The sequence below is a fragment of the Stutzerimonas stutzeri genome (genome assembly GCF_038561965.1).
Lineage (GTDB): Bacteria > Pseudomonadota > Gammaproteobacteria > Pseudomonadales > Pseudomonadaceae > Stutzerimonas > Stutzerimonas stutzeri_AA.
Window position 1 is genome coordinate 1,047,277 of the sequence record NZ_CP139348.1, and the last position, 20,430, is coordinate 1,067,706.

General features: G+C 63.0%; 18 protein-coding genes. 16 read left to right on the top strand and 2 right to left on the bottom strand.

The genetic code is table 11. The features are described 5' to 3' along the window. Positions 1-126 precede the first annotated feature (126 nt). The 9 genes from SM130_RS04675 to SM130_RS04715 all read left to right on the top strand — a co-directional run bounded on the left by SM130_RS04675 (position 127) and on the right by SM130_RS04715 (position 9,440). On the top strand, positions 127-1,809 hold the full coding sequence (locus SM130_RS04675) for an AMP-binding protein (protein WP_102826988.1): 1,683 nt from the start codon (positions 127-129) through the stop codon (positions 1,807-1,809). A gap of 55 nt (positions 1,810-1,864) precedes the next feature. Beyond that, a complete protein-coding gene (locus tag SM130_RS04680) occupies positions 1,865-2,470 on the top strand; it encodes a peroxidase-related enzyme (RefSeq protein WP_256044982.1) in 606 nt (201 codons plus the stop codon). A 103-nt stretch (positions 2,471-2,573) separates the two neighbouring features. Beyond that, positions 2,574-3,845, top strand: a complete 1,272-nt coding sequence (locus tag SM130_RS04685) for an OprD family porin (RefSeq protein ID WP_102826989.1) — start codon at positions 2,574-2,576, stop codon at positions 3,843-3,845. A gap of 533 nt (positions 3,846-4,378) precedes the next feature. Next, complete coding sequence (locus SM130_RS04690; protein ID WP_046621429.1) at positions 4,379-5,155, top strand: ABC transporter ATP-binding protein; 777 nt, start codon at positions 4,379-4,381, stop codon at positions 5,153-5,155. Beyond that, positions 5,152-5,868, top strand: coding sequence for an ABC transporter ATP-binding protein (locus SM130_RS04695; protein ID WP_165362560.1), 717 nt, complete (start codon positions 5,152-5,154; stop codon positions 5,866-5,868). Before SM130_RS04690 ends, SM130_RS04695 begins: the two co-directional genes overlap by 4 nt. An 84-nt stretch (positions 5,869-5,952) precedes the next feature. Further along, a complete protein-coding gene (locus tag SM130_RS04700; protein WP_102826990.1) occupies positions 5,953-7,170 on the top strand; it encodes an ABC transporter substrate-binding protein in 1,218 nt (405 codons plus the stop codon). A 69-nt stretch (positions 7,171-7,239) separates the two neighbouring features. Then, complete coding sequence (locus SM130_RS04705) at positions 7,240-8,127, top strand: branched-chain amino acid ABC transporter permease (protein ID WP_102826991.1); 888 nt, start codon at positions 7,240-7,242, stop codon at positions 8,125-8,127. Positions 8,128-8,129: 2 nt separating this feature from the next. Beyond that, a complete protein-coding gene (locus SM130_RS04710) occupies positions 8,130-9,137 on the top strand; it encodes a branched-chain amino acid ABC transporter permease (RefSeq protein ID WP_102826992.1) in 1,008 nt (335 codons plus the stop codon). 105 nt (positions 9,138-9,242) lie between these two features. Further along, positions 9,243-9,440, top strand: a complete 198-nt coding sequence (locus SM130_RS04715) for a hypothetical protein (RefSeq protein WP_102826993.1) — start codon at positions 9,243-9,245, stop codon at positions 9,438-9,440. Between the two features lie 72 nt (positions 9,441-9,512). On the opposite strand, the gene SM130_RS04720 is transcribed toward SM130_RS04715, so the two are convergent. Together SM130_RS04720 and SM130_RS22310 are read right to left on the bottom strand one after the other, a co-directional pair. Beyond that, positions 9,513-10,412: a MurR/RpiR family transcriptional regulator gene (locus SM130_RS04720; protein ID WP_102826994.1), complete on the bottom strand. Its 900-nt coding sequence runs from the start codon at positions 10,410-10,412 to the stop codon at positions 9,513-9,515. Between the two features lie 102 nt (positions 10,413-10,514). Next, on the bottom strand, positions 10,515-10,649 hold the full coding sequence (locus SM130_RS22310; protein ID WP_102826995.1) for a hypothetical protein: 135 nt from the start codon (positions 10,647-10,649) through the stop codon (positions 10,515-10,517). Here SM130_RS22310 and SM130_RS04725 point away from each other — a divergent pair. From SM130_RS04725 to iolD, 7 genes are all read left to right on the top strand, one after another. Beyond that, positions 10,639-12,582 carry a bifunctional 5-dehydro-2-deoxygluconokinase/5-dehydro-2-deoxyphosphogluconate aldolase gene (locus SM130_RS04725; protein ID WP_102826996.1) on the top strand — a complete coding sequence of 648 codons (1,944 nt, stop codon included), beginning with the start codon at positions 10,639-10,641 and terminating at the stop codon, positions 12,580-12,582. The genes SM130_RS22310 and SM130_RS04725 overlap by 11 nt on opposite strands. A 48-nt stretch (positions 12,583-12,630) precedes the next feature. Then, the gene (gene iolE / locus SM130_RS04730; RefSeq protein WP_102826997.1) at positions 12,631-13,545 is read left to right on the top strand and encodes a myo-inosose-2 dehydratase; all 915 of its coding nucleotides are present in this window, start codon (positions 12,631-12,633) and stop codon (positions 13,543-13,545) included. 11 nt (positions 13,546-13,556) lie between these two features. Continuing rightward, positions 13,557-14,363 (top strand): 5-deoxy-glucuronate isomerase, encoded by an 807-nt coding sequence (gene iolB, locus SM130_RS04735; protein WP_102826998.1) that lies wholly within the window; start codon positions 13,557-13,559, stop codon positions 14,361-14,363. 124 nt (positions 14,364-14,487) lie between these two features. After that, positions 14,488-15,957, top strand: coding sequence for a sugar porter family MFS transporter (locus tag SM130_RS04740; RefSeq protein WP_102826999.1), 1,470 nt, complete (start codon positions 14,488-14,490; stop codon positions 15,955-15,957). 73 nt (positions 15,958-16,030) lie between these two features. Continuing rightward, positions 16,031-17,530: a CoA-acylating methylmalonate-semialdehyde dehydrogenase gene (locus SM130_RS04745; protein WP_102827000.1), complete on the top strand. Its 1,500-nt coding sequence runs from the start codon at positions 16,031-16,033 to the stop codon at positions 17,528-17,530. A gap of 29 nt (positions 17,531-17,559) precedes the next feature. Further along, the gene (locus SM130_RS04750) at positions 17,560-18,402 is read left to right on the top strand and encodes a TIM barrel protein (protein WP_102827001.1); all 843 of its coding nucleotides are present in this window, start codon (positions 17,560-17,562) and stop codon (positions 18,400-18,402) included. Positions 18,403-18,488: 86 nt separating this feature from the next. Further along, a complete protein-coding gene (gene iolD, locus SM130_RS04755; protein WP_102827002.1) occupies positions 18,489-20,426 on the top strand; it encodes a 3D-(3,5/4)-trihydroxycyclohexane-1,2-dione acylhydrolase (decyclizing) in 1,938 nt (645 codons plus the stop codon). Positions 20,427-20,430 lie beyond the last annotated feature (4 nt).

Sequence of the window (20,430 nt, forward strand, 5' to 3'; positions counted from 1 at the left end):
ACCCTGCGACATATTGTCAGCTAGTTACCTTTACGTTAACGTAATCGTGACCTAGGGTGACTGTCAGCAGCGCCAGCGCCCTTGCGAGCACGCCTCATAACAAACATAAGACTGAGGAAAATCGTCATGAGTCTTCCGAGCTATACCTGCGGACCGCAGAGCAAACCCCTGTTGCCCATGACCATCGGCGCGGCCTTCGACCGTACCGTGGAGCGCTTTTCCCAGCGCGAGGCCCTGGTGGTGCGCCATCAGCAGCTGCGTTACACCTGGGCGGAACTGGCGGAAGCGGTGGACCGTTGCGCGCGTGGCCTGCTGGCCCTCGGACTGCAAGCTGGCGAACGAGTGGGAATCTGGTCGCCGAACAATGCCCAGTGGTGCATCACCCAGTTCGCTACCGCGAAGATCGGCGTGGTGCTGGTCAACATCAATCCCGCCTACCGCCTCAGCGAACTCGAATACGCCTTGAAGCAGTCCGGCTGCCGTTGGCTGATCTGCGCCGATGCCTTCAAGACCTCCGATTACCACGCCATGCTCCACGAGCTGCTGCCGGAGCTGGAAAGTGCCGCTGTCGGTGCCCTGCAGAGCCATATGCTGCCCGAGCTGCGCGGGGTGATCAGCCTGTGCGACAAGCCGGTGGACGGCATGCTGCAGTGGCAGGCGCTGATGGAGATGGCCGAGCAGGTCGGCCCCGAGCAGCTGCGCCAGTGTGGCGAGCGCCTGCAGTTCGACGACCCCATCAATATCCAGTACACCTCCGGCACCACGGGCTTTCCGAAAGGCGCCACCCTCAGTCACTACAACATCCTCAACAACGGCTACATGGTCGGCGAGAGTCTCAAGCTCACCGAGCACGACCGTCTGGTGATCCCGGTGCCGCTGTACCACTGCTTCGGCATGGTCATGGGCAACCTCGGTTGCGTCACCCACGGCACCACCATGATCTACCCGAGCGCCGCTTTCGAGCCGCTGGCCGCGTTGCAGGCTGCGGCCGAGGAAAAGGCCACCGGCATGTACGGCGTGCCGACCATGTTCATCGCCATGCTCGACCACCCGGAGCGCCAGTCGCTGGACCTGAGCAGCCTGCGCGCCGGCATCATGGCCGGCTCCACCTGCCCGATCGAGGTGATGAAGCGCGTCATCGACGACATGCACCTGGCGGAAATGCAGATCGCCTACGGCATGACCGAAACCAGCCCGGTCTCCACCCAGACCAGCGCCGACGACGACCTGGAACGCCGTGTGACCAGCGTCGGCCGCACCCAGCCGCATCTGGAAAGCAAGATCGTCGACGAGCACGGCGCGGTGGTGCCGCGTGGGCAGATCGGCGAACTCTGCACCCGCGGCTACAGCGTGATGCTCGGCTACTGGAACAACCCGGACGCCACCCGCGATGCCATCGACGGCGCCCGCTGGATGCACACCGGCGACCTCGCGGTAATGGACGATGAGGGTTACATCAAGATCGTCGGCCGCAACAAGGACATGATCATTCGCGGCGGCGAGAACGTGTACCCGCGCGAGATCGAGGAATTCCTCTTCACCCATCCGGCGGTGGCCGACGTGCAGGTGATCGGCGTGCCGGACAGCAAGTTCGGCGAAGAGATCGTCGCCTGGGTCAAGCTGCACCCCGGCCATGAGGTCGAGGCCGAGGCGCTGCGCGAGTTCTGCAAGGGCCGCATCGCCCACTTCAAGACGCCGCGGCACATCCGCTTCGTCGACGACTTCCCGATGACCATCAGCGGCAAGGTGCAGAAATTCCGCATGCGCGAGATCAGCGTGGTCGAGCTGGGCATCAGCGAACAGCACTGACGACAACGGCCGGTTCGCCCGGCCGGCATGCTCGTTCACTCTCACGGAGCTTTCTATGACTTTCGCCATGACTCAACCGGTCAGTCGTTTTCCGCTGCCCGATAGCCTCGATGCGCTGCCTGTCGACCTGCGCGAACGGATTCTCGCCGTGCAGGAAAAGGCCGGTTTCATTCCCAACGTCTTTCTCATGCTTGCCCATCGGCCGGCGGAGTTCCGCGCCTTCTTCGCCTATCACGATGCGCTGATGGAGCGCGAAGCCGACAGCCTGACCCAGGCCGAGAAGGAAATGATCGTCGTCGCGGTCAGTGCCGACCACGGTTGCCTGTATTGCGTGGTGGCCCACGGCGCGATCCTGCGCATCCTCGCCAAGGACGCGCAGCTGGCCGACCAGATCGCCGTCAACTACCGCACCGCGCCGATCTCCGAACGCCAGCGCACCATGCTCGATTTCGCCCTGCACCTGGCCGCGGAGCGCGGCGTGCTGGATGACGCCTGGCAGGCGCGGCTGGAAGCCCTGGGCTTCAGTCGCGACGACATCTGGGACATCGGCGCCATCGCCGGGCTGTTTGGGCTTTCCAACCGCCTGGTGTCCATGGCGCGCACCCCACCCAACGACGAGTTCTACCTGCTGGGCCGTGTGCCCAGAAGCACCGCGCGCTGAGCGCGAGCAACGCATTACCGCATGACGTGGTAATCCAGTCCGGCAGGGAGTCGCGGTCGGGCTAACACAGCTGCATTCATCAACAATAACAAGAGAGACATCTATGCACCTGAAACCCCTGAGCCAGTACTTCCTCTTCGGTGGCATGGCCGCTGCACTCGGTGCGCCGAGCATCGCCAGCGCCGCGTTCGTCGACGACGCCACGGTAAATCTGGAACTGCGCAACTTCTATATGAACCGCGACTATCGCGAAGACGGTCAAGTCGATTCCCCGCGCCACAAGGGCGAGCCCAAATCCAAGGCGGAGGAGTGGGGCCAGGGCTTCATCCTCAACCTGCAGTCCGGCTTCACCGAAGGGCCGGTTGGCTTCGGCGTCGATGCGCTCGGCCTGTTGGGCGTGAAGCTCGATTCCGGCGCCGGCACCAGTGGCACAGGCACGCTGCCGCGCAGTCCAAGCAGCGCCGAGCCAGTGGACGACTACAGCTTCCTCGGCCTCACCGCCAAGGCCAAACTGTCGAACACCGTACTGAGTATCGGCACCCACCAGCCGACGCTGCCGGTGCTGTTCCGCAACGACACGCGCATGCTGCCGCAGACCTTCGAGGGTGCGCAGATCCTGTCGAAAGAAATCGAGGGGCTGACCGTGCTCGGCGGCCAGTTCCGCTCCACGCGCCTGCGTGATTCGTCCAACTACGGCGACATGACCATGTTCGCCGACGGTGCGAGTGGCGGCGTGGCCAGCGACCGTTTCAACTTCGCGGGTGGCAGCTATTCCTTCACGCCGAAACTCGCCGCCACCTATTACTACGCCGAGCTGGAAGACAACTACAGTCAGCATCACGTCAACCTGCTGCACGTGCTGCCGCTGTCCGATCAGCTCAGCCTGAAGTCCGATATCCGCTACTTCAAGAGTGACGGCGAAGGCAACGCCCGGGTCGACAACCGCAACATCGGCGGCATGTTCAGCATGCTCTACTCCGGGCATTCCCTGGGCCTGGGTTATCAGGACCAGAGCGGCGACACCGGGATGCCCTTCGTTGGCGGCGGCACCGACCCATGGACGCTCAATACTCTGACCTACCACCACTTTCTGCGGGCCGAGGAGGATGGCTGGCAGATGCGCTACGACTATGACTTCACCGCAGCCGGCATTCCGGGCCTGACGTTGATGGCGCGTTACGTACGTGGCGACAACTTCGAGATTGCTGGTGCGGATGCCAAGGAGTGGGAACGGGACGTTGATCTGGCGTACACCGTGCAAAGCGGCCCGCTGAAGAACTTCAACGTGCGGTTGCGCAATGTGATGTATCGCGGAAGCCATACCACGGATATCGATGAGAACCGGGTGATTGTCAGCTATACGATGAAGTTCTGATGTGAGAGGGCATGGCCGGACCGGGCGATGGTCCGGCTGTGCTTTTTTTAGGTAGTGCGAGGTTTGATTTGGCGGCGGTGGTAAGCCGGTTACCGAGTCGCTTGATAACGTGGTTTCGCCCTGCTGGGCAGGATTCTTTGGTCGTCGCCCCGGATGGCCGACCTCTTCAAAACTGAGCGTGCCCACGCTCCCGCGGGGTACGCCGAGGGCGAACGCTCTGCGTCCAGGTGCAGGAGCGCCTGACTGGGCTCCTGCGCGAGCGCATGGGAACCATCAGTGTTCGGTATCCGCGCTAGCGGTCGCACGGCAAGGCGAATCGATGCGCCATTCCCGTAATGTCGGCGCAAGCAACACGGTCAAGCCACAGGCTCGGCTACTGGCCTTTTGCCCAGATTCTCCGCGCCTCTCTGGTCAATCATTCGTTTGAAAAAGCCACTTGCCGTATACGGAAACTGGTTGTTATCGTTTACGTAAAGGTCATGCAGCGACCTGCGCCATAACCAACAACAACAATCAAGGTTAGAGGGCACCCAATGGAACCAGAGTTCGTGCTGGAAACGCGCGGCCTGACCAAGGAATTCCGCGGATTCACCGCCGTGGATTCCGTCGATCTGAAGGTCCGTCAGGGTCACATCCATGCGCTTATCGGCCCCAACGGCGCCGGCAAGACCACCGTATTCAATCTGCTCACCAAATTCCTCACGCCTACCCGCGGCGAGATCCTCTATCGCGGTAAGAACATCACCTCGATGAAGGCCAACGAGATCGCCCGGCTCGGCCTGGTGCGCTCGTTCCAGATTTCCGCAGTGTTCGGCCACATGAGCGTGCTGGAAAACGTGCGCGTCGCGCTGCAGCAGAAGATGGGTAATTCCTTTCACTTCTGGAAGTCCGAACGCAGCCTGCGTGAGCTGGACGATCAGGTGATGCAGCTGCTCGCCGAAGTGGACCTGCAATCCTTCGCCCAGACCCTGGCGGTCGAGCTGCCCTATGGCCGCAAGCGCGCGCTCGAGCTGGCCACCACGCTGGCGCTGGACCCCTTCGTGCTGCTGCTCGACGAACCGACCCAGGGCATGGGCAGCGAAGACGTCGACATGGTCGTCGAGCTGGTGCGCAAGGCCGCGGCCAACCGCACGGTGCTGATGGTCGAGCACAACCTCAGCGTGGTCAGCCGCCTGTGCGATCGCATCACCGTGCTGGCGCGCGGATCGGTGCTTGCCGAGGGCGATTACGAAAGCGTTTCGGCCAACCCGCAGGTGCGCGAAGCCTATCTCGGCAGCGAAGCCGCAGCACTTGAGGAGGCGCACGCATGACCCCACCTATGGACCGCGATCAGCTGCGCGTCAGCGATCTGCATGCCTTCTACGGCGAATCGCACATTCTGCATGGTGTCGATCTGGTGGTCGGCCGTGGCGAGCTGGTGACCCTGCTCGGGCGCAACGGCGCCGGGCGCTCCACCACGCTGCGGGCGATCATGAACATGGTTGGACGCCGCACCGGCTCCATCGTCGTCAACGGCAACGAGACCATCGGCATGCCGGCCCACCAGATTCCGCGCTTGGGGGTCGGCTACTGCCCGGAAGAGCGCGGCATCTTCGCCAGCCTGAGCGTCGAGGAAAACCTCCTGCTGCCGCCGACGGTGCGCAGTGGCGGTATGAGCCTGGACGAGCTCTACGAAATGTTTCCCAACCTTTACGAACGCCGTTTCAGCCAGGGCACGCGGCTCTCCGGTGGCGAGCAGCAGATGTTGGCCATGGCGCGCATCCTGCGCACCGGCGCCAACCTGCTGCTGCTTGATGAGATCACCGAAGGCCTGGCGCCAGTCATCGTGCAGAAGCTTGGCGAGGTGCTGATCAAGCTCAAGCAGCGCGGCCTGACCATCGTCCTGGTGGAGCAGAACTTCCGCTTCGCCGCGCCATTGGCCGACCGCCATTACGTCATGGAGCACGGCCGCATCATCGAAGAGATCGAGGCGGCCGACCTGGATTCGAAGAAGGATTTCCTCAATTCCTGTCTCGGAGTGTGAGCCCGGACGACTCAGCAAAGCAGTAACCGGCCGCAGTGGATGCCGGCCCCAACCACAACAAAAACAATCGAGAGTGGTGAATACATGAGCTTTTTCCGCAAGAGTGCGAGTGCCATCCTGGCTTCTTCCCTGATCGCCTCGGTCGCCCAGGCCGAGATCAGCAACGACGAAATCCGCATCGGCTATCTGGCCGACATGTCCGGCACCTACCGCGACCTCTCCGGCCCGGGCGGCCTGGAAGCGCTGAAGATGGCCGTGGAGGATTTCGGCGGCAAGGTGGACGGCAAGAAGATCGTCGTTTTCCATGCCGATGACCTGAACAAACCTGACGTCGGCGCCAACACCGTGCGCCAGTGGATCGACGAGCGTAACGTCGACATGGTGACTGGCATGGTCGCCAGCTCCGTGGTACTGGCCGCGAGCAAGGTGGTGGAGCAGGGCGGCAAGCTGGCACTGATCTCCGGCGCGGCGGCATCGAGCATCACCAACGAGTTCTGCTCGCCAAACCACATCCACTGGACCTACGACACCTACGCGCTAGCCAATGGCACGGCCAAGGCGGTACTCGCCGATGGCGGCAAGAGCTGGTTCATCCTCACCGCCGACTATGCCTTCGGCCATGCCATGGAAACCGACATCACCAAGGTGGTGGAAGGCGAGGGTGGCAGCGTTGTCGGCAAGGTTCGCCATCCGTTCCCGAGCAACGATTTCTCCTCCTACATGCTGCAGGCCCAGGGATCTGGCGCCGAAGTGATCGCCCTGGCCAACGCCGGTGCCGATACGGTCAATTCGCTGAAGACCGCCAGCGAATTCGGCGTCACCCAGTCCGGGCAAAAGCTCGCCGGCATGGTGGTGTTTCTCAACGACATCCATGCCATGGGCCTGGATGTGACCCAGGGTCTGATGCTGACTACCGGCTGGTACTGGGACATGAACGATGAAACCCGCGCCTGGGCCAAGCGCTATTACGAACGCACCAAGCGCATGCCGGGCATGGTGCACGCCGGCATCTATTCAGCCACCACCCATTATCTGAACGCCGTGAAGGCCGCCGGCACCGACGAGACGGTCGCCGTGCGCGCGCAGATGGCCAAGACCCCGGTCAACGACATGTTCGCCAAGGACGGGCGTATTCGCGAGGACGGCCGCATGGTCCACGACATGTACCTGGTACAGGTCAAGACGCCGGCCGAATCCAGCGGCGAGTGGGACCTGTACAAGGTGGTCAGCACCATCCCTGGCGAGCAGGCCTACCGGCCGATCGCCGAAACCCAATGCACCAAGCTGGTCGCCAAAGAGTAATCGGCTAGGCCGCGCCATCACCCGGTCGGTAACGGCCGGGTGCCACGGACTTCCTTTGGGTGATGAACCATGACTCTCCTATTCGGCGTACCCCTGAGCGTGCTGCTCGGGCAGCTGCTGCTCGGCCTGATCAACGGGGCGTTCTACGCACTGCTGAGCCTGGGCCTGGCGATCATCTTCGGCCTGCTGCGCATCATCAACTTCGCCCATGGTGCGCAGTACATGCTCGGTGCCTTCGTGGCGTATCTGGCGCTGAATTACCTGGGCGTGAGCTACTGGTTCGCGCTGGTGCTGGCGCCGTTGGTGGTGGGCTGCCTGGGCATGGCCATCGAGCGCGGGCTGCTGCGGCGCATCGCCGGTGAGGATCACCTCTACGGATTGCTGCTGACCTTCGGCCTGGCGCTGATCGTCGAGGGCAGCTTCGTCAAGCTGTTCGGCGTATCCGGCTCGTCCTATCCGATGCCGGAGTTGCTGCGCGGCGGCTTCAACCTCGGCTTCATGTTCCTGCCAACCTACCGCGCCTGGGTGATCGTCGCCGCGTTGGTGGTGTGTCTGGCGACCTGGTACGTGATCGAGCGCACCCGCCTGGGTTCTTACCTGCGCGCCGGAACCGAGAACCCGAAATTGATGCAGGGCTTTGGCATCAACGTGCCGCTGCTGGTCACCCTGACCTACGGCTACGGCGTGGCGCTGGCAGCGTTCGCCGGTGTACTGGCGGCGCCCATCTACGCGGTTACGCCGGGCATGGGCTCGAACCTGCTGATCGTGGTGTTCGCCGTGGTAGTGATCGGCGGCATGGGCTCGATACTCGGTGCAATCGTCACGGGTATCGCCATGGGCCTGATCGAGGGGCTGACCAAGGTGTTCTATCCAGAAGCGGCCAACACTGTGGTGTTCCTGGTCATGGTGGCGGTGCTGTTGATTCGTCCTGCGGGACTCTTTGGTAAGGAGGCATGAGCATGACGAATCCGGCAAACGTACAGGCTGCATCGATGCGGCAGGCCAGTGTGGTACGCGAGCGCAGGCATGCGGCAGCGCGGCGGCAGAAGATCTTCTACGCGGTGCTGCTGGTAATTGCGCTGTTGGCACCGTTGGCGGTCTATCCGGTGTTCCTGATGAAGCTGCTGTGCTTCGCCTTGTTCGCCTGCGCCTTCAACTTGCTGCTGGGCTACGCGGGATTGCTGTCCTTCGGCCATGCGGCGTTCTTCGCCACCGGCGGCTACATTACCGGCTATATGTTGAGCAGCTACAGCGGGCTCAGTACCGAGCTTGGCATCCTCGCCGGCACGCTGGCCTCGACGGTGCTCGGCGCGCTGTTCGGCATGTTGGCGATCCGGCGGCAGGGCATCTACTTCGCGATGATCACCCTGGCGTTGGCGCAGCTGGTGTTCTTCGTCTTCGTCCAGGCGCCGTTCACCGGTGGCGAGAATGGTCTGCAGGGCGTGCCACGCGGGCATCTGTTTGGCCTCGTCGACATGCAGAACAACATGGCCATGTACTACTTCGTGCTGGCGGTGTTCGTCCTCGGCTTCGCCATCATTCAGCGCACCATTCACTCGCCCTACGGCCAGGTGCTCAAGGCCATCCGCGAGAACGAACCGCGCGCGGTGTCGCTCGGCTACAACGTCGATCGGCACAAACTGCTGGCGTTCGTGATCTCCGCGGCGCTTGCCGGGCTGGCCGGCGCGACCAAGACCGTGGTGTTCCAGCTGGCCTCGCTGACCGATGCGCACTGGCACATGTCCGGCGAGGTCATCCTGATGACCCTGCTAGGTGGCGTTGGCACCATCCTCGGCCCCCTGGTTGGCGCCACCGTGGTGGTGACGCTGCAGAGCTCGCTGTCGAATGGCCCGCTGGGCGAGTGGGTGCACGTCATTCTCGGGGTGATCTTCGTGCTCTGCGTGCTGCTGTTCCGCTCCGGCATCGTCGGCTGGCTGGAACGGTTGGTGAAGCGCAACTTCAAGTAGCGGGCTGATGCGGCATCGTCCGGATTGCGCCGGACGGTGCTTCGCCTTTCGAACCCGGCCGGCAGATGCGTGCCTAACCTGCACACACCTCGTGAGGTAACCGTCATGCCTGGTATCGAACCGCTTCAACCGTCGCAGCCCGTCTGGCCGTGGCGAGCTGATGAATCCCCGCTCAACGATCTTGACGACGCCGAAAGCGACACCGAGCTGGATGGTCCGGATGAACTGCCGGAAGAAGTGCTCGAACAACTCGAAAAGGCTGCCCCTCCGCCTGATCCGATGCCTGATCCTGGCCCGCTTTAACGGATGCATCCCCTTCGGCAGAAACGAAAAGGCCCCGACTCGTCGGGGCCTTTGCTTGCATGTAGAGACGCCTCAGCTGTCCAGGTCGGGCTGCTCCTGAATCTCGTCGACTGACAGCTCCAGGCGATAGGCGAGGGCGATGAACAGGGCCTGGCAGAGACACAGCGTGGCGCTGAGCGAGCGAAAGGCGAACGCGCTGCCCTCATTGACCATCAGCACCGCATTGGCGCGCTTGGCCAGGGGGGACAAGGGGCTGTCGGTGATGATCAGCGACTTGGCGCCTTTGTGCTGGGCGATGCGCACGCACTGCTGACTTTCCTTGCCGTAGGGGCTGAAGCTGATCGCAATGATCAGGTCATTGGCGCGCACGCTGCGCATTTGCTCGCGGTAGCTACCGCCGAGGCCGGAGACCAGATGGATGCGTTTATTGGTGTGCTGCAGGTTGTAGACCAGGTAATCGGCGACCGCAAATGAGCGGCGCACCCCAACCACATAGATGTTGTCCGCGTTTACCAGCAAGTCCACGGCGGCCTCGAAGGCTTCGTCATCGAGCTCGTTGCCTAGCCGTTCCAGTCCTGAAAGCGTTGCGTCGACACATTCGCGGGCCAGGTCCGCGCCGGATGCCTTGTGCGATTTATTGGCGATCAGCTTGCGAATGCGCTGCTGGTAATTCTGGACGGGCGTCGCCTTGAGTGTGTAGGCGTCGCGAAACAGCGCCTGCATCTCACTGAAGCCGGAAAAGCCGAAGCGCTGACAGAAACGCACGATGGCCGAGGGGTGCACCTCGCACTGCGTGGCGATGTCGCTGATCCGATCGACCATGACCCGGTCGGTCTGCTCACTGATGTAGCTGGCAACCCGTTTCAGCTGCCGCGGCAGGCTTTCGAAGTCGTCGGTGATGCGCTGCAACAGCGTGTCGACGCTGGCGGGCGCCTGCGCCGACTCGGCAGGCACGGATTCGATGTCGGACATGCGGCGTCTTCCCCTCCATTTTTCGACCAGCCTACGCGATCCGGTGCCGAAAGCGGAAGTCACTCGACCGCGGATCGGCAAGCGAGTCGCGCATTAATAGAATCAAAATTCCACTAAAAATAAATATAGAAAAAAAGTTGATAAAGCAGAATCCGAGCAGTAGGCTCCACTCATCCCGATCGCCACCGTGCGATGAACGCAGGCCATAAGAACAACAGGAGCCGCCATGGGCGACATAACCTTCGCAAGTGACCGCCAGCTGGATCTGATTTGTCTCGGGCGCCTCGGCGTCGATCTCTATGCCCAGCAGGTCGGGGCGCGCCTCGAGGACGTCAGCAGCTTCGCTAAATACCTCGGCGGTTCGTCCGCAAATATCGCCTTCGGTTCCGCGCGGCTTGGCCTTAAATCGGCGATGCTGACGCGTGTCGGTGACGACCACATGGGGCGCTTCTTGGTCGAATCGCTCAAGCGAGAAGGCTGCGATACCAGTGGCATCAAGGTGGACCCGCAACGGTTGACCGCAATGGTTTTGCTCGGCATCAAGGATCGCGACACGTTCCCGTTGGTTTTCTACCGCGAGAACTGCGCCGACATGGCCCTGCGTGAAGAAGATATCGATGAAGTCTTCATCGCCTCCAGCAAGGCGCTGCTGATCACCGGCACGCACTTCTCCACTGAGAGCGTCTACAAGGCCAGCAGTCGCGCACTGGATTTCGCCGCGAAGCATGGCGTGCAGCGCGTGCTTGATATTGACTACCGCCCGGTGCTCTGGGGGCTGACCGGCAAGGCCGACGGCGAAACGCGCTTTATCGCCAGCGCCGAAGTGACCGCTCACGTGCAAGGAATTCTGCCGCGCTTCGACCTGATCGTCGGCACTGAGGAAGAGTTCCTTATCGCCGGCGGATCCGATGACCTGCTCACCGCGCTGCGCAATGTGCGCGGCGTCACTGACGCAGCCCTGGTGGTCAAGCTTGGCGCGCTGGGTTGCACGGTTATTCGCGGTGCGATTCCTGAGCGTCTGGAAGACGGCGAGATTCATCGCGGCATTCGCGTCGAAGTACTCAACGTGCTGGGCGCGGGCGATGCCTTCATGTCGGGCTTCCTGCGCGGCTGGTTGACCGGCGCCGACGATGCGCGCTGCTGCCAGCTGGCCAACGCCTGTGGCGGGCTGGTGGTGTCTCGCCACGCTTGTGCCCCGGCAATGCCGACCATGGCCGAGCTGGACTACCTGTTCAGCCGCCCCGAGCCCTTGGCGCGCCCGGATCAGGACGTCGAGTTGAACCGCCTGCACCGCGTCAGTGTGGCGCGCAAACCGTGGAACCAGCTGTTCGTTTTCGCCTTCGACCACCGCAGCCAGTTCGCCGATCTGGCGCAGCAGGCGGGCGTCGATTCCCGTGATGTTCCACGCCTCAAGCAACTGTTCGTACAGGCCATCGAGCGGGTCGAGACTGACTTGGTGCGGCAGGGGGTGGCCTGCAATGTTGGCCTGCTGGCTGATGATCGCTTCGGCCAGGACGCACTGAATGCCGCCACCGGTCGCGGTTGGTGGGTGGCGCGCCCGGTGGAGCTGCAGTTCTCCAGACCGCTCGCCTTCGAGCATGGTCGTTCGATTGGCACCCAGCTGGTCAGCTGGCCCCGTGAGCAGATCGTCAAATGCCTGGTGCAGTACCACCCGGACGACGAACCGCTGCTGCGCCTGGAACAGGAGGCGCAGATCCGCGCGCTGTACGAAGCGACTCAAGTGAGCGGCCACGAGCTGCTGCTGGAAATCATTCCGCCGAAGAATCTGCCTGGCGAGCACCCGGACGTGCTGCCGCGTGCGCTCAAGCGCCTGTACAACCTCGGCATCTACCCCGACTGGTGGAAGATCGAGGCGCAGCCCGCGTCGGTCTGGCGCCAGCTCGACGAACTCATCCAGGCGCGCGATCCCTATTGCCGCGGCGTCGTGGTGCTTGGCCTCAACGCGCCGGTGGATGAACTCGCCGAAGGCTTCCGCCAGGCCGGGGACAGCGTTGTATGCCGTGGTTTCGCGGTGGGCCGCACAATCTTCCAGGAGCCGAGCCGCGCCTGGCTCGCTGGTGAACTTGAAGACGAAGCGCTGATTGGCCGCGTGCAAGCCACCTTCGAACGGTTGATCGGCGCTTGGCGCGAGGCCCGCCCGCGCTCCTGAACGCAGCGACACATGAACCCGCCCGAACAAGAACAAGCAGGTGCGTAGATGAACAATTCACCCATCCGGATAGGTATCAACCCGATTTCCTGGAGCAACGACGACTTGCCATCGCTCGGTGGCGAGACACCGCTGTCGACCGCTCTGAGCGAAGGCAAGGCGATTGGTTACGAAGGCTTCGAGCTCAACGGCAAATTCCCCAAGACGCCTGAAGGCGTTCATCAGGTGCTCGCCGAACATGACCTGGCGCTGGTTTCCGGCTGGTATTCCAGCGGCCTTGCGCATCGCAGCGCCGAGGACGAAATCGAAGCCATCGCCAGCCATTGCCGGCTGCTGGCCCACAACGGTGCCACGGTAATGGTGTACGGCGAGGTGGCCGGCTCCATTCAGGGCAAACGCGTGCCGTTGCTCGAGCGTCCACGCTTCCACAGTCAGGCGCAGTGGCAGGCGTACGGCGACAAGCTCACTCGCGTTGCGGCGTTTACCCAATCGCAAGGCGTGCGGCTGGCGTACCACCACCACATGGGCGCCTACGTCGAAACGCCGGATGACATCGACCAGCTGATGGCAGTGACCGGAGACGAAGTCGGTCTGCTGTTCGATTCCGGCCACTGTTTCATGGGTGGTGGCGATCCGCTGGCCTTGCTCGATCGGCACATCGAGCGCATCTGCCATGTGCACTTCAAGGATGTTCGCCAAGCAGTCGTGCAACTGGCGCGCAACAACCAGTGGAGCTTTCCGGACTGCATCGTCAATGGTGCCTTCACCGTGCCCGGTGACGGCGACCTCGACTTCGCGCCGATGCTCGATCGCCTCTACCAGGCTGATTATCGCGGCTGGATCGTCGTCGAGGCCGAGCAGGACCCCGCCGTCGCGCCAAGCTACGCCTATGCCAAGAAAGGCTTCGACACCCTGCGCGAGCTTGTCGCGATGACCGAAGCTCGCTACCGCGCCACAGCCTGAAAGGAGGCCCCATGAATCTGCTCGTCAAAGGCCAGAAAGACCGCACGCTGGTCGAGGTGCCGGAAAAGGCGCTGGAGTACGTCGGCTTCGCCGCCTACCAACTGGCCGACGGTGACACCCTGCCGGTGGCCGGCCTGGACCGTGAGGCCTGCATCGTATTACTCAGCGGGCATGCCAGCATCCAGGGCAGCCATTCGCAGCATGGCGCGTTCAACTGGTCGCAGATCGGCGATCGGCAAAGTGTGTTCGACGATAAGTCGCCCTTCGCCGCCTATCTGCCGCCCCATACGGAAGCGCAGGTGACCGCCCATGGCACTGCGGAAATCGCCGTCTGCATGGCACCCGGTGCAACCGGCGATACGCTGCCGCCGCGGCTGATCGAACCGGCTTCCATGAAGCGCTCGATGCGCGGCAAGGAGGCCAACACCCGCTACGTTTGCGACATCCTGCCAGACACCGAGGCTGCCCATTCCCTGCTGGTGGTGGAAGTGATCACCCCGTCCGGGCACTCGTCGAGCTACCCGCCGCACAAGCACGACACCGATGACCTGCCGGCGCAGAGCTTTCTCGAGGAGAGCTACTACCACCGCATCGACCCCGCACAGGGCTTCGTCTTCCAGCGTGTCTACACCGACGACCGCAGCATCGATCAGGCGCTGGCGGTGGAGAACAACGATGTGGTGCTGGTGCCGCGCGGCTATCACCCGGTGTGCGTGCCATACGGCTACCGCTCGTATTACCTCAACGTGATGGCCGGGCCGAAGCGGGTGTGGAAATTCCACAACGATCCGGCGCACGAATGGATGTTGCAAGGTTGAACAGTGCAACACCGCAAGAGACCTGAAGGACAGTGACCGGCTCAGGAGCGAGCCATCTGTACAGAAGCTTCAGTAGTAGCTGACGTCTGGAACCCAATAACAAAAGCCAGAGAAGCGAAACGATATGTCTGAATATCATGACTCCACCCGTGGCCACGACGTGGCCTATGTGCTGCGGATCTGCGCAGTGGCTGCCTTGGGCGGCATCCTTTTCGGCTATGACACGGCAGTGATTTCCGGCGCCGTGGACTCGCTCAAGCAGTACTTCGGACTCACCGCAGCCGAGACTGGCTGGGCCGTTTCCAATGTCGTGATCGGTTGCATCATCGGTGCCCTGAGTGCCGGCTGGATCGCCGGGCGCCTGGGCCGCAAGAAAGCCCTGGTGATTGCTGCGCTGCTGTTTACCGTCTCGGCGCTGGGCTCGGCGCTCGCCGAGAGTTTCACCTGGTTCGTGCTCTACCGCATGATCGGCGGGCTCGCCGTTGGCCTGGCAGCCACCGTGTCGCCGATGTACATGTCGGAGGTCTCGCCCAAGGGCATGCGCGGTCGGGCGCTGGGCATGCAGTCGATGGCTATCGTGTTCGGTCAGGTGGTGGTGTTCATCGTCAACTACCAGATCGCCAAGGGCGTCGCCGATCAGTGGTTGGTGGAGTACGGCTGGCGCTGGATGATCGGCTCCGAAGTTGTGCCTTGCGCGCTGTTCTGTCTGGTGGTCTTCGCCATCCCCGAGTCGCCGCGCTGGCAGGTGCTGGTCGGCCAGGACAAGGCCGCACTGCGCACCCTCACGCGCATTTCCAACCCCGAGCACGCGCAACAGTTGTTGGGCGAGATCAAGGCTTCGCTCAAGCAGGACCGCAAGACCTGTCCCGGCAAGCTGGAGCTGCGCGAGTCCGGGCTGATCCTGATTCTCATGGTCGGCTGCCTGCTGGCGATGATTCAGCAAGTCACCGGGGTCAACGTGATGATGTATTACGCGCCCATGGTCTTGAAGAGCGTTACCGGTAGCACCGAGTCGGCGCTGTACCAGACCATCTGGATCGGCGTGATGCAGCTGGTGGGCACCATGATCGGCGCCTATCTGATCGACCGCGTCGGGCGCCTGGCACTGATGCGCGTTGGCACCATCGGCGCCATTGCCGGCCTGCTGATCACCTCCTATGCGCTCTACAACCAGCAGACCGGTTACCTGGCGCTGTTCGGCATGCTGTTGTTCATGGTGCTGTACGCGCTGTCCTGGGGCATCGGCACCTGGGTGCTGATCTCCGAAATATTCCCCAACCGCATGCGCTCGCTGGGCATGAGCGTCGCCGTCTGCGCCATGTGGGCGGCCAACTTTCTGGTCACCCAGACCTTCCCGATGATCAACGAGAACGCATACCTGTTGGAGCGTTTTCACGGCGCCTTCCCGATGTGGCTGTTCGCCGGCTGCTGCGCGTTTGGCTACTGGTTCGTCACCCGCTTCGTCCCGGAAACCCGCGGTGTAGCGCTGGAGAAGATCGAAGGCGTGATGCTCGAGAAGCTGCGGCCCGGTGGTCGTTATTCGAATGTGTCCAAGCGCCGGCCTGCTTACCAGGCGGTCCGTAATCAGCGCTGAAAGCCCGCACCGGGTTGCTCGGCGCCCCTTAATCACACGCGATGCCGTCCCAAGCGGCGAGAGGAAGAAACAGATGAGTCAGATAAGCACCCTCGGTCACTACATCAATGGAGCGGTTCAGCAGCAAGGGGAGCGCTTCAGCGAGGTGTTCAATCCGGCTACCGGTGAAGTGGGCGCGCGCGTTGCCCTGGCCAGCCGCCAGACCGTTGATGAGGCCGTCGCTGCGGCGAGAGCGGCATTCCCAGCCTGGTCCGAGCAGTCGGCGCTACGCCGCGCGCGCATCCTGTTCAAGTTCAAGGAGCTGCTCGATCAACACCACGAAGAATTGGCGCGCATCATTACCCGCGAGCACGGCAAGGTATTGTCCGACGCCATGGGCGAGGTGACCCGTGGCCTCGAAATCGTCGAGTTCGCCTGCGGTGCCCCGCACCTGATGAAGACCGCCTTCACCGACAACATCGGCGGCGGCATCGACAACTGGAACATGCGCCAGGCGCTGGGCGTCTGCGCCGGAATCACGCCGTTCAACTTCCCGGTCATGGTGCCGCTGTGGATGATTCCGATGGCGCTGGCCACCGGTAATACCTTCATCCTCAAGCCTTCTGAGCGCGATCCGTCGGCCAGCCTGTTGATGGCCGACCTGCTCAAACAGGCCGGGCTGCCCGACGGCGTGTTCAACGTGGTGCAGGGCGACAAGGAAGCCGTCGACGCGCTGCTCGAACATCCAGATGTGGAAGCGGTGTCCTTCGTCGGCTCGACGCCGATTGCCGAGTACATCTACCAGGAAGGCACGCACCGCGGTAAGCGCGTGCAGGCCTTGGGCGGTGCGAAGAACCACATGATCGTCATGCCCGACGCCGATCTCGAACAGGCTGCCGATGCGCTGATCGGCGCCGGCTACGGCTCGGCGGGTGAGCGTTGTATGGCCATCTCAGTGGCGGTCGCGGTGGGCGATGTCGGTGATCGACTGATCGAGAAGCTGCGTCCGCGCATCGACGCGCTGCGCGTGCGCAACGGCATTGAGGCCGATGCCGACATGGGCCCGCTGGTCACTGCGCAGCACAAGGCCAAGGTCGAGAGTTACATCGGCAAGGGCGTGGAAGAGGGCGCCCAGTTGCTGGTCGACGGGCGCGACTTCAAGGTGCCCGGTGCCGAGAACGGCTTCTTCGTCGGCGCCACGCTGTTCGATCAGGTCACGCCTGAAATGACTATCTACAAGGAAGAGATCTTCGGCCCGGTGCTTTGCATCGTCCGCGTGCCGGACTTCGCCTCGGCGGTGGAGTTGATCAACGCCCACGAGTTTGGCAACGGCGTTTCCTGCTTCACCAGCGACGGCGGCATCGCCCGCGCCTTCGCCCGCTCCATTCAGGTCGGCATGGTCGGCATCAACGTGCCGATCCCGGTGCCCATGGCCTGGCATTCCTTCGGTGGCTGGAAGCGCTCGCTGTTCGGCGATCACCACGCCTATGGCGAGGAAGGCCTGCGTTTCTACACCCGCTACAAGAGCGTTATGCAGCGCTGGCCCGACAGCATCGCCAAGGGCGCCGAATTCAGCATGCCGATTGCCAAATAACCCTGCGTTTATCAATACGGAGAAAAAAGATGAGCCAGACCCTACGTTTTGCCCTCAACCGCATGTCCGCCCCACGCCTGCCGCTGGACCAGTTCATCGACATGGCGCTGGCGCTCGGCGCTGATGCCATCGAGATTCGCAACGACCTCAAGGGCGTCGAGATCGAAGACGGCACCCCGCCGGAGCGAATCCGCCAGCTATGCGAGAAAAAAGGCGTGCGTGTGTTGTCGATCAACGCCCTGTACCCCTTCGATGTGTGGAACGACGAGCGCCGCGCGCAGACCTTGAAGCTCGCCGCCTACGCTCGTGACTGCGGTGCCGAGGCGCTGGTGATGTGCCCGCTGAATGATCGCAACGATCCGCGCGACGAGGCCGAACGTGCGCGCGGCCTGCGCACCGCGCTGAGCGAGATCGCACCGATCCTGCGCGAGCACGGCATCCTCGGTTTCGTCGAGCCGCTGGGCTTCGAAGAATGCTCGCTGCGCCACAAGCGCAAGGCTGTCGAGGCAATCAAGTCGGTCGGCGGGCTGGACGTGTTCCGCCTGGTGCACGACACCTTCCACCACCACCTCGCCTGCGAGCAGGAGTTCTTTCCGGAGCTGACCGGGCTGGTGCATATCTCGGGCGTCGAGGATGGTGCGGTGCCCCTGGCCGACATTCGTGATGGCCATCGGGTGCTGGTCAGCGACGCGGACATTCTTGGCAACGCCCCGCAACTGCGCGAGCTGCTGGCACAGGGTTATGCGGGCCACTGCTCGTTCGAGCCGTTTGCCGACACCGTGCATGGTCTGGAGGACGCCGAGCCGGCCCTCAAGCAGAGCATGGACCACCTGCGTGAGCGGGTGCTGGTGGCGGACGGGCGCGCGGCCTGAAGCGCGTCAGTGGCAGGGCGCCGTCTGCACGGCTCCTGCCAGCTTTCAGTACGAAGCGGCAATTGAACAATAAAGGTGGTGTCGCTATGAATACGATCCGACTGACCATGGCTCAGGCCCTGGTGCGGTTTCTCGACAACCAGTACGTCAGCGTCGACGGGGTCGAGAGCAAGTTCGTGAAGGGAATCTTCACCATCTTCGGCCATGGCAACGTGCTCGGCCTCGGCCAGGCACTGGAGCAGGACGCCGGCGAGCTGGTCGTCCATCAGGGCCGTAACGAACAGGGCATGGTGCATGCCGCCATCGGTTACGCCAAACAGAAGCGCCGCCGGCAGATCTACGCCTGCAGCTCATCGGTCGGCCCCGGCGCGGCCAACATGCTTACCGGCGCGGCGACCGCGACGGCCAACCGCATTCCGGTCCTGCTGCTGCCTGGCGATGTGTACGCCAGCCGTCAGCCCGACCCGGTGCTGCAGCAGATCGAGCAATCCCACGATCTCTCGATCAGCACGAATGACGCCTTCAAGGCGGTCAGCAAATACTGGGATCGCATCACGCGCCCCGAGCAGCTGATGAGCGCGGCGATCAACGCCATGCGTGTACTCACCGATCCGGCCGAGACCGGCGCGGTGACCCTGGCACTGCCGCAGGACGTGCAGGGCGAAGCCTACGATTACCCCGACTACTTCTTCGCCAAGCGCGTACACCGGCTGGATCGCCGCCTGCCGAGCGAGGCAATGCTGGAAGACGCCGTCGCGCTGCTCAAAGCCAAGCGCAAGCCGCTGCTGATCTGTGGCGGTGGGGTGAAGTATTCCGATGCGGCTGACGCGCTGCAGCGCTTCGCCGAGCGTTTCGAAATCCCCTTTGCCGAAACCCAGGCCGGCAAGAGCGCCATCGTCTCGGCTCACGAGCTGAACGTCGGCGGCATTGGCGAAACCGGCTGCCTGGCCGCCAATCTGCTGGCCAAGGAGGCGGATCTGGTGATTGGTGTCGGCACCCGCTACACCGACTTCACTACCTCGTCCAAATGGCTGTTCCAGAACCCGGACGTGCGCTTCATCAACCTCAACGTCAGCCCCTTCGATGCGTGGAAACTGGACGCCGTGCAGCTGGTGGCCGATGCCCAGGTGGGCCTCGATGCACTGGGCGAAGCCCTCGGCCGTACTGATTACCAGGCGGCATGGGGCGGTGCGGTGGCCGATGCCCGAGCGCAACTGAAGGCCGAGGTCGACCGCGTCTACGCTGTTGAATACGGCACTGACGGTTTCGTCCCGGAGATCGACGATCACCTGCCGCGCGCAGTGCTGGAGGAGTTCATCGAACTCACCGGTTCCAGCCTGACGCAGAGCGCGGTGCTCGGCATGCTCAATGCCGAGCTGGGCGACAGCGACGTCATCGTCGCCGCCGCCGGCAGCTTGCCGGGTGACCTGCAGAGGGCCTGGCGCAGCAAGGGGCCGCACACCTACCACCTGGAATACGGCTACTCGTGCATGGGCTACGAGGTGAACGCCGCACTGGGCGTCAAGCTCGCCGAGCCGGATCGCGAAGTGCATGCGCTGGTCGGTGATGGATCCTACCTGATGCTGCATTCCGAACTGGTCACCGCCATTCAGGAGCGGCAGAAGATCAACGTGATCCTGCTGGACAACATGACGTTCGGCTGCATCAACAACCTGCAGATGGAACACGGTATGGACAGCTTCGGCACCGAGTTCCGCTACCGCAACCCGGAGACCGGCAAGCTCGATGGCGACTTCATTCCGGTGGATTTCGCCATGAGCGCCGCGGCCTACGGCTGCAAGACCTACAAGGTTCGCACGCTCGACGAGCTACGCGCGGCGCTGGCCGATGCACGCCAGCAGCGCGTCTCGACCCTCATCGATATCAAAGTGCTGCCCAAGACCATGATCCACAAGTATCTGTCCTGGTGGCGGGTCGGTGGCGCCGAGGTTTCGCAAAGCGAACGTATCGCCGCGGTGTCGCAGATGCTCAAGGCGAATACAGCCAAAGCGCGTCAGTACTGAACTT

What these genes read in the sequence shown, in the direction of transcription:
- SM130_RS04675 (WP_102826988.1), top strand. Translation starts at nt 127, where the DNA reads ATGAGTCTTCCGAGCTATACCTGCGGACCGCAGAGCAAACCCCTGTTG.
- SM130_RS04680 (WP_256044982.1), top strand. Translation starts at nt 1,865, where the DNA reads ATGACTTTCGCCATGACTCAACCGGTCAGTCGTTTTCCGCTGCCCGAT.
- SM130_RS04685 (WP_102826989.1), top strand. Translation starts at nt 2,574, where the DNA reads ATGCACCTGAAACCCCTGAGCCAGTACTTCCTCTTCGGTGGCATGGCC.
- SM130_RS04690 (WP_046621429.1), top strand. Translation starts at nt 4,379, where the DNA reads ATGGAACCAGAGTTCGTGCTGGAAACGCGCGGCCTGACCAAGGAATTC.
- SM130_RS04695 (WP_165362560.1), top strand. Translation starts at nt 5,152, where the DNA reads ATGACCCCACCTATGGACCGCGATCAGCTGCGCGTCAGCGATCTGCAT.
- SM130_RS04700 (WP_102826990.1), top strand. Translation starts at nt 5,953, where the DNA reads ATGAGCTTTTTCCGCAAGAGTGCGAGTGCCATCCTGGCTTCTTCCCTG.
- SM130_RS04705 (WP_102826991.1), top strand. Translation starts at nt 7,240, where the DNA reads ATGACTCTCCTATTCGGCGTACCCCTGAGCGTGCTGCTCGGGCAGCTG.
- SM130_RS04710 (WP_102826992.1), top strand. Translation starts at nt 8,130, where the DNA reads ATGACGAATCCGGCAAACGTACAGGCTGCATCGATGCGGCAGGCCAGT.
- SM130_RS04715 (WP_102826993.1), top strand. Translation starts at nt 9,243, where the DNA reads ATGCCTGGTATCGAACCGCTTCAACCGTCGCAGCCCGTCTGGCCGTGG.
- SM130_RS04720 (WP_102826994.1), bottom strand. Translation starts at nt 10,412, where the DNA reads ATGTCCGACATCGAATCCGTGCCTGCCGAGTCGGCGCAGGCGCCCGCC.
- SM130_RS04725 (WP_102826996.1), top strand. Translation starts at nt 10,639, where the DNA reads ATGGGCGACATAACCTTCGCAAGTGACCGCCAGCTGGATCTGATTTGT.
- SM130_RS22310 (WP_102826995.1), bottom strand. Translation starts at nt 10,649, where the DNA reads ATGTCGCCCATGGCGGCTCCTGTTGTTCTTATGGCCTGCGTTCATCGC.
- iolE (WP_102826997.1), top strand. Translation starts at nt 12,631, where the DNA reads ATGAACAATTCACCCATCCGGATAGGTATCAACCCGATTTCCTGGAGC.
- iolB (WP_102826998.1), top strand. Translation starts at nt 13,557, where the DNA reads ATGAATCTGCTCGTCAAAGGCCAGAAAGACCGCACGCTGGTCGAGGTG.
- SM130_RS04740 (WP_102826999.1), top strand. Translation starts at nt 14,488, where the DNA reads ATGTCTGAATATCATGACTCCACCCGTGGCCACGACGTGGCCTATGTG.
- SM130_RS04745 (WP_102827000.1), top strand. Translation starts at nt 16,031, where the DNA reads ATGAGTCAGATAAGCACCCTCGGTCACTACATCAATGGAGCGGTTCAG.
- SM130_RS04750 (WP_102827001.1), top strand. Translation starts at nt 17,560, where the DNA reads ATGAGCCAGACCCTACGTTTTGCCCTCAACCGCATGTCCGCCCCACGC.
- iolD (WP_102827002.1), top strand. Translation starts at nt 18,489, where the DNA reads ATGAATACGATCCGACTGACCATGGCTCAGGCCCTGGTGCGGTTTCTC.